Origin of the sequence: Micromonospora sp. NPDC005413, from assembly GCF_040606435.1 — a bacterium.
GTDB lineage: Bacteria > Actinomycetota > Actinomycetes > Mycobacteriales > Micromonosporaceae > Micromonospora.
The window spans coordinates 36,447-47,837 of record NZ_JBEXEV010000043.1; the positions used below are offsets into that span (position 1 = coordinate 36,447).

11 protein-coding genes and 2 pseudogenes are annotated in these 11,391 nt (G+C 66.2%); 5 read left to right on the forward strand and 8 right to left on the reverse strand.

The genetic code is table 11. The features are described from left to right. Nucleotides 1–51 precede the first annotated feature (51 nt). Complete coding sequence (locus ABZS37_RS29825; protein WP_355174440.1) at nucleotides 52–348, forward strand: hypothetical protein; 297 nt, start codon at nucleotides 52–54, stop codon at nucleotides 346–348. A gap of 191 nt (nucleotides 349–539) precedes the next feature. On the opposite strand, the gene ABZS37_RS29830 is transcribed toward ABZS37_RS29825, so the two are convergent. Beyond that, nucleotides 540–1,019 (reverse strand): hypothetical protein, encoded by a 480-nt coding sequence (locus ABZS37_RS29830; protein ID WP_355174442.1) that lies wholly within the window; start codon nucleotides 1,017–1,019, stop codon nucleotides 540–542. 446 nt (nucleotides 1,020–1,465) lie between these two features. On the opposite strand from ABZS37_RS29830, the gene ABZS37_RS29835 reads away from it, so the two are divergent. Beyond that, on the forward strand, nucleotides 1,466–2,752 hold the full coding sequence (locus tag ABZS37_RS29835) for an IS256 family transposase (protein ID WP_355174444.1): 1,287 nt from the start codon (nucleotides 1,466–1,468) through the stop codon (nucleotides 2,750–2,752). A gap of 65 nt (nucleotides 2,753–2,817) precedes the next feature. Here ABZS37_RS29835 and ABZS37_RS29840 read toward each other — a convergent pair whose 3' ends face one another. The 4 genes and pseudogenes from ABZS37_RS29840 to ABZS37_RS29855 all read right to left on the reverse strand — a co-directional run bounded on the left by ABZS37_RS29840 (nucleotide 2,818) and on the right by ABZS37_RS29855 (nucleotide 6,011). Then, complete coding sequence (locus ABZS37_RS29840) at nucleotides 2,818–4,323, reverse strand: ISL3 family transposase (RefSeq protein ID WP_355174464.1); 1,506 nt, start codon at nucleotides 4,321–4,323, stop codon at nucleotides 2,818–2,820. 170 nt (nucleotides 4,324–4,493) lie between these two features. Further along, nucleotides 4,494–4,784: a MerR family DNA-binding protein gene (locus ABZS37_RS29845; RefSeq protein ID WP_355174446.1), complete on the reverse strand. Its 291-nt coding sequence runs from the start codon at nucleotides 4,782–4,784 to the stop codon at nucleotides 4,494–4,496. After that, nucleotides 4,781–4,977, reverse strand: a pseudogene (locus ABZS37_RS29850) (hypothetical protein). Before ABZS37_RS29850 ends, ABZS37_RS29845 begins: the two are co-directional and overlap by 4 nt. Before the next feature lie 131 nt (nucleotides 4,978–5,108). After that, complete coding sequence (locus ABZS37_RS29855) at nucleotides 5,109–6,011, reverse strand: ATP-dependent DNA ligase (RefSeq protein WP_355174448.1); 903 nt, start codon at nucleotides 6,009–6,011, stop codon at nucleotides 5,109–5,111. 397 nt (nucleotides 6,012–6,408) lie between these two features. Here ABZS37_RS29855 and ABZS37_RS29860 point away from each other — a divergent pair, with 397 nt between their 5' ends. Further along, nucleotides 6,409–7,077, forward strand: coding sequence for an HNH endonuclease family protein (locus ABZS37_RS29860; protein ID WP_355174450.1), 669 nt, complete (start codon nucleotides 6,409–6,411; stop codon nucleotides 7,075–7,077). A gap of 57 nt (nucleotides 7,078–7,134) precedes the next feature. Here ABZS37_RS29860 and ABZS37_RS29865 read toward each other — a convergent pair whose 3' ends face one another. From ABZS37_RS29865 to ABZS37_RS29875, 3 genes are all read right to left on the reverse strand, one after another. Further along, nucleotides 7,135–7,326, reverse strand: coding sequence for a hypothetical protein (locus ABZS37_RS29865; protein WP_355174452.1), 192 nt, complete (start codon nucleotides 7,324–7,326; stop codon nucleotides 7,135–7,137). 190 nt (nucleotides 7,327–7,516) lie between these two features. After that, a complete protein-coding gene (locus tag ABZS37_RS29870) occupies nucleotides 7,517–7,750 on the reverse strand; it encodes a hypothetical protein (protein ID WP_355174454.1) in 234 nt (77 codons plus the stop codon). A 264-nt stretch (nucleotides 7,751–8,014) separates the two neighbouring features. Further along, nucleotides 8,015–8,347 carry a hypothetical protein gene (locus tag ABZS37_RS29875; RefSeq protein WP_355174456.1) on the reverse strand — a complete coding sequence of 111 codons (333 nt, stop codon included), beginning with the start codon at nucleotides 8,345–8,347 and terminating at the stop codon, nucleotides 8,015–8,017. 148 nt (nucleotides 8,348–8,495) lie between these two features. On the opposite strand from ABZS37_RS29875, the pseudogene ABZS37_RS29880 reads away from it, so the two are divergent. Together ABZS37_RS29880 and ABZS37_RS29885 are read left to right on the forward strand one after the other, a co-directional pair. After that, nucleotides 8,496–8,684: pseudogene (locus ABZS37_RS29880) on the forward strand (IS3 family transposase); the annotation flags it as partial. 198 nt (nucleotides 8,685–8,882) lie between these two features. After that, the gene (locus tag ABZS37_RS29885) at nucleotides 8,883–11,261 is read left to right on the forward strand and encodes a protein kinase (protein WP_355174466.1); all 2,379 of its coding nucleotides are present in this window, start codon (nucleotides 8,883–8,885) and stop codon (nucleotides 11,259–11,261) included. The last annotated feature ends 130 nt before the right edge of the window (nucleotides 11,262–11,391 follow it).

Genomic DNA, 11,391 nt, shown 5'->3' on the forward strand with positions numbered 1-11,391 from the left:
TTGACGCCGTTGTACAAGGCAACTAGAGCTATGTACATAACGCAGCAAGGCTTGTACAAGGAAGAGGCGAACATGGCCAAAGGACCCCACAACCCGGCTCAGCGCGTCGTGCTACCCAACGGCATGTGGCTGCTGCTCTACGAGAACGGCACGATGAAGGTCGGTGGGTACGACAGAAGCCTGGCGGTGACCGAAGTGCTCAACCGAGCCGGAGGTGCCCATGTCTTCATCCGCGTAACCCCTGATCCGGAGGTCGCGGAGCTGAGGAGTGTCAGTCCCCGCGCCGACGATCTGGTCACCGTAGATCGCGGGGTGATGGACAAGCTGCGCGGTCTCAGCCAAAAGTAGCGCGAGCCGTCGGGTCCCGCCGAGCAGCCAAGCGAGCAGCCAAACCGGCGAGCATCAGCGGACGATCGCGGACCGGGGCACCATGTTGGGCACGAGGACGGGGCGGCGGAACAGGACCGGGCCACCGACTCGTAATGCGCAGATCTAGTCGCTTGCGGGGAGGGGCCGATGGCCTGGTAGCCGCCGCGGCGTCACCCCGACCGTAGCGTTGGATCTTCTGAGCCCATCAACTCGCGGCGAGCGAGAATCTGGAACTTAGCCCAGATGTTGACCTTCTCGTCGTACCCGGGGTCGTCGTAGACGAAATCGTTGATTTCATCTTTGGCCTGAGTCGAAGCCAGGATCTCAGCCTCGCCTGCGAGGCTTGCCATGAGGGGCACGTCGGCGAGAGGCGTCTCTTTGCCCAATTCATCGATCGGTCGGTTGAGGTATTCGCGCATGGCGAGGGTGGTGCGGGCGTAGAGATCCGCCCTCCTTGCCCATAGCCGATCTTCCGCAGCTAGCCGGCGCTCGTGTTCTCTGGCGTCGCGGGTAGCTTGCGCTTGTGCCGCTAAGGCACGTTCGCTAGCTGCCTCCTGGCGACGTATGGCGAAGACTGCTATGAAGGCAGCAGCAAGCGCCCCGAGGCCTGAGAGTAGGCCGGCGAGATCCTGAAGCCAGGTCGGCAACACCGGATCACCCTCGCACAGAGCGCGGTGAATGCATAGTCGACGCTGGCCTTGATCGGTTCCCCGTACGGCTGACAACCACAAGCGGGCTGGCCCAGCGGGGGTCGCTCTGGGCGGCGGCGGGACGCCGTTCGACAGCAGCGCTGACAGCAACCATGCATGACGGCGGCGCGCTGAGAGGCTTGCAAGCGAGACGTCACGACGGAGCCGGCCCCCGTGCCCGTTGCGTGCCCGATCCTGCGGTCGCGGACGGACAACGACGGTCAAGGTCTGGCGGTGGCAGTCCGCCGGGGAAACACCATAGTGACCCATATGTAAGTCGAGCGTCAGCCTGCTCCGTTAGGGCGCCCGTGAGGACAGCTTCCAGTCAGGCAGGCTGGGGTCTGTGGATCTAAAGGTGTTTCCGGCCTGACCTGCCGGGCGTTGTGCCTGGTGAGGAGGGTGCCGTGATGACCGCGACACTGAACGGCCAGACCGGACGTAAGAAGCGGCCCGAGCCGTCGGCCGAGGCGAAAGCCGCAGCCGAGTTGGTGCGGGCCGCGAAGGAGCAGGGACTGTCACTGACGGGCCCTGACGGGCTGCTGAAGCAGTTGACCAAGACGGTCCTGGAGACCGCGCTGAACGAGGAGATGACCGAGCACCTCGGCTACGAGAAGAACGACCCGGCTGGCGCGGGCGCGGGCAACATCCGCAACGGCACCAGGCCGAAGACGGTGCTGACCGATGCATCCGGGCCGGTGCCCATCGATGTGCCGCGGGATCGGGCTGGCACGTTCGAGCCCCAGATCGTCCGCAAGCGGCAGCGCCGGTTGTCGGGCGTCGACGAGGTCGTGTTGTCGTTGTATGCCAAGGGTTTGACGACCGGCGAGATCTCAGCGCATTTCGCCGAGATCTACGGCGCCTCGGTCAGCAAGGAGACGGTCTCGCGGATCACCGACAAGGTGATCGAGGAGATGACCGACTGGTCCCACCGGCCCCTTGACGAGATTTACGCCGCCGTGTTCATCGACGCGATCGTGGTCAAGGTCAGGGACGGTCAGGTCGCGAACCGGCCGTTCTACGCCGCGATCGGGGTCACCCTCGACGGGGAGAAGGACATCCTCGGGCTGTGGGCTGGCACGGGTGGTGAGGGTGCGAAGTTTTGGATGAGTGTGCTGACCGACCTGCGTAACCGGGGCGTGAAGGACGTGTTCTTCCTCGTCTGCGACGGCCTCAAAGGTCTGCCCGAGGTCGTCACGAACGTGTGGCCGGCCACGATCGTGCAGACCTGCATCATCCATCTGATCCGCAACACGTTCCGGCTCACCTCCCGCAAGTACTGGGACACGCTCAAACACGACATCAAGCCGATCTACACCGCCGTCAACGCCACCGCCGCCCGGGCGGCGTTCGACGACTTAGCGGAGAAGTGGGGCGGGCGGTATCCGGCGGTGATCCGCCTGTGGGACAACGCGTGGGCGGAGTTCATCCCGTTCCTCGACTACGACCTCGACATCCGCAAGGTCATCTGCTCCACGAACGCGATCGAGTCGCTCAACGCCCGCTACCGACGGGCGGTGAAAGCCCGCGGCCACTTCCCGAACGAGCTGGCCGCGTTGAAGTGTCTGTACCTGGTCACCCGATCGTTGGACCCCACCGGAGCAGGCCGAACCCGATGGACGATGCGCTGGAAACCCGCGTTGAACGCCTTCGCCATCACCTTCAGCGACCGCTTCCCAGCAGCTGAAACCTACTAACCAAGATCGCCGGAAACACCGTTAGCGAGGCCCTGTCTCATATTCGGTGGTGACGGAGGGTGCTGCTATCCGAGGAGGATGCGGTGGCGAAGCAGGGTGAAGCCCGCTCGTCCGTGCATTTGACATGCGATCCGTTTGGTCTTGGTGTTGACGCCTTCGGTGGGGCCGTTGTTGTAGGGAAGCGTGAGCGCGGCGTTCACGGCGTCGCGGTCTCGTTCCAGGCCGCGGGTGAAGGCGTGCAGATGAGGTAGGTCGGCCGCGCGGACCTGGACCATCCAGTGCGAGAGCCGGTCGGCGTTTCCCGGCTGAGGTGTCAGGAGTTCGGCGAAGCCCCCGATAACGGCGGCCAGTTGGGTTATCTCTGGGCAGGCTGCGGTGAGCCGTGCCAGTAGATCTCGATACTCGGGCTTGAGGTTGTCGGGTCTGGTGAGGATCATCCGGGCGAGCCGGCGTGGGGAGATGTGGCTGCGGTCGGCGTCCGCGCGGCCTTGGTTGATGTATTTGTGTAGGAGGTTGAGGCAGCCGGTGAAGCCGAGGGCTTTGATCTCTTCGAAGAGGTGCTTGACGCCGACGCCGGGGTCCTCGGCCCGACGTTTGCGCAGGTGTTCGCGGTAGGGGTCGACGAGGCTGGCACGGTACTTGGGGACGCGGAGCATCCGCTCGGGCCGGTCGGCTCGCGCGTAGCGCTTGACGGTGTTCAGAGACAACTGCAGGCGGCGGGCGGATTCGAGCAGGCCGACGCCCTGGCCGCGCAGGGCATGGACCTGGTGCCAGCGTTGCAGGGTCGTCTGCGCGCGGGGCCCGTCGTAGATGGGCGCGTCCAGTACGGGGGCCCAGCAGGTGCTGTGCGCCTTCACCTCGCTCAGGACCGCTTGGCACAGGTTGTGCCACAGGTGCCACCTGTCCGCGACCTGCACCGCGTTGGGCAGAGCGCGGCGGATGGCCTCGGCGTAAGTGGCCGAGCCGTCGCGGCACACAACCTCGATGCCGGTCTGCTCGCGCAGCCACGCTTCAAGGGTGTCGACGGTGCGGTCGGGCAGCACCTCGATCCGCTCATGAGTCTCGGCGTCGATCACCACCGTGGCATAGCGGTGCCGCCGGCGCAGAGCAAAATCGTCAACGCCGATCACCCGAGGCGTCCGCCCGGTGGGCAACGGAATGCGCAGCAGGGCGCGCAGGGCCGTGTGACGGGACAGGCCCATGGCCAGTATCGCCAGCAAACGCGACCCTGCCCGGCCCGCCAATTCCTTGACCACGGCTTTGACCTGCCTGTTCAAACGGGCCGTGCGGCGCTGATATCGCTCCAGCACCCCAGGAACCTGCTCGCGGAAGGTGTGGCGGCAGCCACGCGTGGGGCACACCAGACGCCGCACCCGCACACGGACCACCACCCGGCGCCCGTCGACCGGAACGTCCGCCACCGTCCGCCAGTGATAGCCGTGGACCCGTCCCGACGAGGCCCCGCACACCGGACAGACCGCGGTGTCCTGCGGCGTCCGGGCCCGCAGCACAATCCGCTCACCCTCGTCGACCACGTCCTCGATGACCAGCGGGGACAACCCCGAGAACACCACCTGCACAAGTCCGTAGAAATTCTCCACATAGGAGGCAACGAACCCCACCACCCTCCGTCACCACCGAATGTGAGACAGGGCCGTTAGCGAGACAGGCCCACAAGCGTCAACGTCCGGACAGGCTCGACGTGAGAGCGGCCACAGGTATCGGCAGCCCTGCTCGGTGGTCAGGTGTCCGGTTCGGCGTCGGTGGCGGACTGGTGGAGATGAGCACGGTGGAGCGTAGGGAGTGAGGTCGGCCAGCTGGGCGTCGATGGCGTCGAGCCGTTGGGCGAGGAGTTCGTGTACATGTCCGCAGGGGGCGTGCCGGCGTCGCGGACGGCAAGGATGTCGCGCATCTGGGCGAGGGTGAATCCGGCGGCGCGACCGCAGCGGATGAAGTCGAACCGCGCGACCGTCCCGTCGTCGAAGTCGCGAGCCGCTACACGGCCATACGCGCGTCGGGTCAATAGCGTCACTCACATTTGTCCTCGGACCCTCGCCCGTGCTGCTCGCAGGAATCGGGGCGGTGTCGGTACACCTGCAGATCACGTCCGTGACGGAGTGCTACCTCGGACGTGACCTCGTACAGGCACGCCTGCCACACGACGTCCTCCCCGCCGCCGCGCACCACGTGGCCGTCACTTGCCCGCCGCGCAGCAACACGTCCACTCGAGCGACGGTACGTGGTTCCGGTGCAACTGGTGGTAGGAGCGGTCAGCCTGCCGCAGGTGAGGGCTGCGAACCTGGAAGGGTCTTCGTCTGCTGCGACATGCGGGGGCAGCGGGTCCTCGCGCCGGGCCTCAACGTTGACCGTTGGCCGGTGGCACGTCGGCGGGGGTGAGGTCGAGGCGGGGGCGTAGATAGCGGACGTGGTGTCGCCACCGGTGATGTTCGTAGGCGGTGTCGACGTCGATCTCCGCGACGATGGTGGGGAGCACGGGGCTGTACGGGAGGGGTTGGGGCCGGTCGAGTTGCCCTGTCCACGCAGCGGGGAGAGGCTGCGGCCACGGGTGCGACCCCTCCGGGCCGACGGGCGTGAGCAGGGCCGCCAGGTCGGCGCGCTGTGGCGGCCGTAGGGGGCTGGTTCGGCCGGTGTAGCGGAGCCGTCCCTGCTGGTCGCAGCGACCCAGCAGCAGGGTCTCAGGGTTGTCGATGCTGGGGGTGACGCCGCCGATGATCGCTTCGGTGGTGCGGTATGCCCGGACCTTTTGCCAGCCACGCCGGCCCGGTTCGTAGCGCCCGTCGAGCCGTTTAATCACCACCCCCTCTATGCCCGCGGCCGTCCAGGTTGTCAACCATTCGGCGGCCTGGTCGAGATCGGTGGTCTGCGGGGACACGGTGAGTTGGGCGGGTGCGTCGGCGAGCAGTTGTGTGAGTAGGGCACGTCGTTCGTGCAGGGGCCGGTCCAGTAGTGGTCGCCCGGGTGGGGCGCTGAGCAGGTCGAAGACGACGTAGTGCGCGGGATGGCGGCGGGCCATGTCCGGGAGCTGGGCGCCAGCGGTGACTCGGCGCTGCAGATGGGCGAAGTTGGTTCGCTCGCCTTCCCACACCACCAGCTCACCGTCGAGGACCGCACCCGGCCCGACGGCCTCGGCGACGGTTCGGGTGATGTCGGGGAAGTAGGTGCTGACATCCCGGCCGGCTCGGGACTGCAGGTACACGCCGTCGGGCCGGCGGAAGGCGAGTGCCGCCAGCCGTCCCACTTCGGCTCGTACGCCAGATCCGAGGCCTCAGGGACAGCGTCGACGGCCGTCGCCAGCATCGGCGTGAGCGGCGGACGCAGTTCGGTCGTGGCCCCGGCACGCCGGCGGGCTGGAGTCACCGCAGAACCAACTTATGACATCGAACCCGGATTTCACTCACCTCCTCTCACATGGTTGAGGGGCGCACAGGGGTGGCGTTGGAAGATGCCGAACCCTCGATGGCGGCATGGGGCGCAAGGGCAGAACGAGGTCCGCCGGGTCCGCCCAGCTCGTGCCCGCAGGCCAGCGAAGCGCTTTGAAGTTTCGTGGCTGCTTTCTCACCCCTTCACAAACACGTCCTTCGATGGCCATGATCGTCAGAGACGGTTGCCGTCCACCCAGTGCCGAGGAGGCCCCTATGCGGGTAACCCCAGTCATCGCCCGTTTCCCACACGTCACGCGCTACGCCGCCGGAGTCATCCTCGCCGCCGTTGCCGCCCTGGTGGGCGTCAGCGCGCAGCCCGCGTCGGCCACGCCTCCCGGGATCCCGTCGAAGGCGACGGCGCAGTCGCAGCTCAACGCCCTTACCGTGGCGGCGCAGGGCTCGACCAACGGCTACTCGCGAGACCTGTTCCCGCACTGGATCACCATCAGCGGTAGCTGCAACACCCGCGAGCAGGTCCTCAAGCGCGACGGCACCTCCGTCGTCGTCGACAGCTCCTGCTCCGCCACCTCCGGCCGCTGGTACAGCCCCTACGACGGCGCCACCTGGACTGCCGCCTCCGACGTCGACATCGACCACGTCGTACCCCTCGCCGAGGCGTGGCGCTCCGGCGCCAACTCCTGGACGACCAGCCGCCGGCAGAGCTTCGCCAACGACCTCACCCGCCCACAGTTGATCGCAGTGACCGACAACGTCAACCAGTCCAAGGGCGACCAGGACCCCTCCACCTGGCAACCGCCCCTGACGTCGTACCGATGCACCTACAGCAAAATGTGGATCACCGTGAAGTACAGCTGGAGCCTGACCCTGCAGTCGTCGGAGAGGTCCGCCCTGCAGAGCATGCTCAACACCTGCAGTTCCTAACCACGATTTCCGGCTTGCGGTTCGCGCACCCTCGGGTCACAGACCGCAAGCCGGCCCCTACGCCTGCTGTGGCGGCTGGCTGTCGGGCTGCTGCTTGCGCCACTGGCCGCTCGCATCAGCAGCCAGGAGGCGCTTGACCATGGCGAGGGCCTCGTCCTCGGTGTCGAATTTCCACCGCAGCACCCGCCCGGTCTCGCTATCGCCGGCCCGGGCGGTGACCTTCCACCTGACCTCCCGGGTCAACCACACATCCCGACGGCCCAGACGCCCTCAGGTCCCATTCCACCAGGGACCCCGCCACATCCTCCACCAACGCATCGTACAAACGTTCGAATCAGGGTTGGTGGGGGATAGCGGGTTGACCCGGATGAGGCTGTGTCGACCGTTCGGTGGTTCGAAGCGGCCACACCCATCGGCCTGGCGGCCGCCTGCGCCGATGTCACTCGTCGTGGGGGAGCGGCCCGTCGTACTGGAAGGTTGGCGGATCGTCCTCGCCGTCACAACGAACATAGCGGTACTGCACGGGTGGGCTGGGGTGCTCGCGGGTGCCGAGGTAGGCGCCGCTCTGCGGCAGGATGATGAGCTGCGGAAGGGACCCGTTCTCGTCGACCTCGATCGAAGTGATGCGGCCGTCGGCCGGTCCGCCGAGCAGCCATGCCTCGACCGCGGGCATCAGCGATTCACCAGCAGCGCGGCTGCAGCCGTCAGCAGCCCCGCGACCGCCGCGACGAGAGCCGCCACCGCGCCGACGAGACCAGTAACACCGGCGAGGTCGTCCGCTGCTGTCTGCCAGTCCGTGCGTCGTGATCGGCTGCGTCCACCCCGAGTCATGGCTGCTCTCCCTCACCAGACGATGCGACGTCGCGTCGCCCCTGCGGAGTACCTCAGCAGGCACAGTTCAGCCGCTCAACCCGCAGCGGCACCATCTGTGGATAACTCAGCGCCTGTGGATAACAGCATGATCATCACGTTCTTCTGGGATCATCCGCCGCGCGGCGTCGACCGAAACGCTTGGTTGACCGTGCTCAGCGACGAAATGGCCGAACGGGTCGGCGGTGCTGATCGCGTCCGGCGCGTCCGGCGCGTTCGTCGAGGTGAAGCCGCTCGCTGCAGGTGGCTGGTCGCTCCTGGCGACGGAAACCTGGGACGAGTACGGCCCGGAGTAGACGAACCGCCTCTTCGAGCTTCCCGCGCCGTTGCTGCCGGCGGGCCGGCCGGAGATGACGCATTGGCGGTTCCCGCCGAACGCGGATCCACCGGTTCCGGTCACCCTGCCGAACGTGGTGGCCAAACGCGACCCTCGGAAACTCATCGGCCGGGTCCACCCAATCGAACGTCATCGAAGGCTTGGTCGGCGAGAACCTACGCGATCGTCCAGAGCGCCGCCGGGGTCCGCGGTGTGAGCTGTCTACCGCAACTCCTGGCGGACCCGCGACGAGGCGGAAAACGCGATCTTCACCTACATCGACGGCTGGTACAACACCCGCCGTATCCAGAAAGACCTCGGCTGGCGATCCCCAGACGAGTACGAAACCGCCTGGCACACCCACCATGCACAGCACGACGAGACCACTATCGTTCAGCCCGAGCCCACCGGCGCCAGGTAACCAACCCTCCGGCAAACCGGGGGAACCTCACCACAGCACGTGCGGCGGGGCCATGTCAAAGCTGCGCCACATCGTTGACGACTTGCCGTAGCCGGAGGTGTACTGCCAGAGCCAGCGCTGTGTTGGCGTGTGGCTGGTGCCGGCGGCGAAGGTCATCCGGCGGCTTACGCACTAACGGGGAGTGGGCCCTTGCTGGTCATGCCGCTTACGACCTCCTTCCGGTTCGTTCACGAGCCGCTTCAGGGCGACGATGACGCTCTGCCGATGCTGGGCAACGCGAGCCTGGTGGAGGGGTTGCGGTCTCGTATCATCCATTCCCACGGCGGCGCTTTCCTCATCACGGGCTTCCGCGGGGTTGGCAAGACGACACTGGTCCTGCGCGCGCTCAGCGAGTTGTCGCAGGGCGACGAAGATGATCTCGTGGTGCCGGTGGTGCTGAGCGTGGCTCGGTCGACCGACATTGATCGGCTGCTGTTCGCGGTGACCCGGCGTGTGTTCGAAAGTCTCCACGATCGTGGCCTGCTGTCGCGATTGCCTGCCGACGTGCAGCAGTCCCTGCTGGTGGCCTACATGCGCACGTCGCTGGCGTTCAAGCAGACACGGTCGGAAGCAACCGAGCGGGGCATCAATGTCGAGGCTTCAAACGGTCGGATCGTGAAGGTTCCCCTGCCGAAGGTTGTGGCGTCCGCGAAGCGCACCCGGTCCCTGGCCACCGAAGCCCAGTTTCTCGCTTACTCGGAGACCGATGTCGAGCACGACATCATCAGGATTGTGTCACTGCTGCACCGCAGTGGCTCCGTGACCGTGCCGTCGCCAAGGTGGCGTGGGTGGCTGCGGCCGTGGTCCAAGCCCACCAAGGCCCGGATACGGCTGGTTGTCGTGCTCGACGAGGCTGACAAGTTGACCAGCGCCGATGCAGGGCTCGAGGTGATCGAAAAAATCCTCGGCGGCGTCAAGAACGTCCTGACCATGCCGGGTGTTCACTTTCTCGTTGTGGCCGGGCCGGACCTGCACGACCATGCCATCAGGGACGCCGCTCGAGGCAACAGCATCTACGAGAGTGTCTTTGGATGGCGGCTGTACGTGCCGTGCAGTTGGTCGGCAGTCGACCGTCTCCTCGACGTCGTGCGTGCCGACACTACCGAGTACCCGGCGGAGCTCAAGCAGTTCCGCGACTACCTGCAGTTCAAGGCAAGGGGCATACCGCGGCGTCTGTTGCAGGAGTTCAACGGGTTCGTCTCCTGGGCAGAGAGCGGCCCGACGCTGCACGTGCAGGAACACGACGCCAAGCGCGTCCAGTTCTACGCCAATCTTGAGGTGCTCCTTAGCGAGCACCTAGAACAAGAACAGCAACGGCGGGACCAGCTGTTCAGCGCCGACATCGACGAGGACCGCCGCAAGCTGAGCGCCTACTACGTTGTGGACTGGGTTCTGCGCAGCGAGGGCGAACCATTCTCCTCGAAGGACTTGGTCCCCGAGGGCGAGCCCCGGCATTTCGATCCCGCTCTCGGCATCTCGGAGCCGGGCGTCGCTCGACTGCTCGAGCACCTGCAACGCCACCAGATCATCGAATACGTCCGGCGGCCTAACGCGACCGCAACGATCATCGGCGACGCAAACGACGCCATCTTCAAGTTGTCCAGCGAAATTCGGCGCGCCCTGTTCGGCTTCGCCGCCGCGAACGAAGCCGAGCGCGCGGCCCTGCAGATCTCCGCCTTGGCCGACGGCGGTACGTCTACCGGCGCCGGACGTGCCGCCCTGCCGCCAGTGCGGGTTCTCGCGAACCGATACGAGTTGCGCGAGGCCATCGGACGCGGCGGCATGGGCACCGTCTACCGAGGTTTTGACCGGCAGTTGCAGCGGGTCATCGCGGTCAAAACCCTTGGCTACTTCGACAGGGACGACCCAGGCGCCCTCGTACGGTTCCGCCGCGAGGCCGACATTGCCGCGCAGCTGCGACACCCGCAGATCGTTCGCACCTACGACGCCATCGACATCGACGAGGGCGGCGTGGCGATCATCATGGAGCTTATGCTCGGTTCTGATCTGGCATCCGTCGTCGCCGAATCGGGCGCCTTGCCACCTGACGAGGTGGTGCAGATTGGGCGGCGTCTGGCTGGCGCCTTATCGTACCTGAACGAGAAGCGGATTGCGCGAATCGACCTAAAGCCATCAAACATTGTTATGGAACCCCGCCGGGGTCCGGTCATCGTGGACTTCGGCATCGCACGACAGGAGGGTCGTGGCAATATCACTGCCGCAGGTCAAATCGTGGGCACACCGATGTACATGGCCCCCGAGACTATTGCTGGCGGGACCTCCGACCACCGCTCCGACATCTACTCCCTGGGCCTCGTGCTGTATTTCTGTGCGGCAGGAAAGGTGCCTTGGGAATCAGCCAGCGTGGCGCTGCTGCTGAGCAAGCGCCTCCAGGAGGACATCGACACGTCGACGCTTCCGGTGTCGGCGCACCTGCGGGACGTCATCGCCACCGCAACTAGTCGTGAACCCGACGATCGGTTCCAAAACGCCGCGGAGCTTGACGCAGCTTTGGCCGCGACGTCGGAATCGACCTAACGACCTGGTGCACGGTTGCCGGGAGGGTCAGTCAGCTCATCGGCGGTGAGGTGCGGCTGGTAGGGCCTTGAGCGGCTTGGTGGCGTTCTCGGTCCGGTCGGTGTGTTGGTGGTCAGATAGCAGGCCGGCG

Bases quoted from the DNA above. Each gene is read 5' to 3' on its own strand.
- ABZS37_RS29870 (WP_355174454.1), bottom strand. From the start codon at position 7,750: ATGCCCGCGGTCGAGGCATGGCTGCTCGGCGGACCGGCCGACGGCCGC.
- ABZS37_RS29860 (WP_355174450.1), top strand. From the start codon at position 6,409: ATGCGGGTAACCCCAGTCATCGCCCGTTTCCCACACGTCACGCGCTAC.
- ABZS37_RS29885 (WP_355174466.1), top strand. From the start codon at position 8,883: ATGCCGCTTACGACCTCCTTCCGGTTCGTTCACGAGCCGCTTCAGGGC.
- ABZS37_RS29835 (WP_355174444.1), top strand. From the start codon at position 1,466: ATGACCGCGACACTGAACGGCCAGACCGGACGTAAGAAGCGGCCCGAG.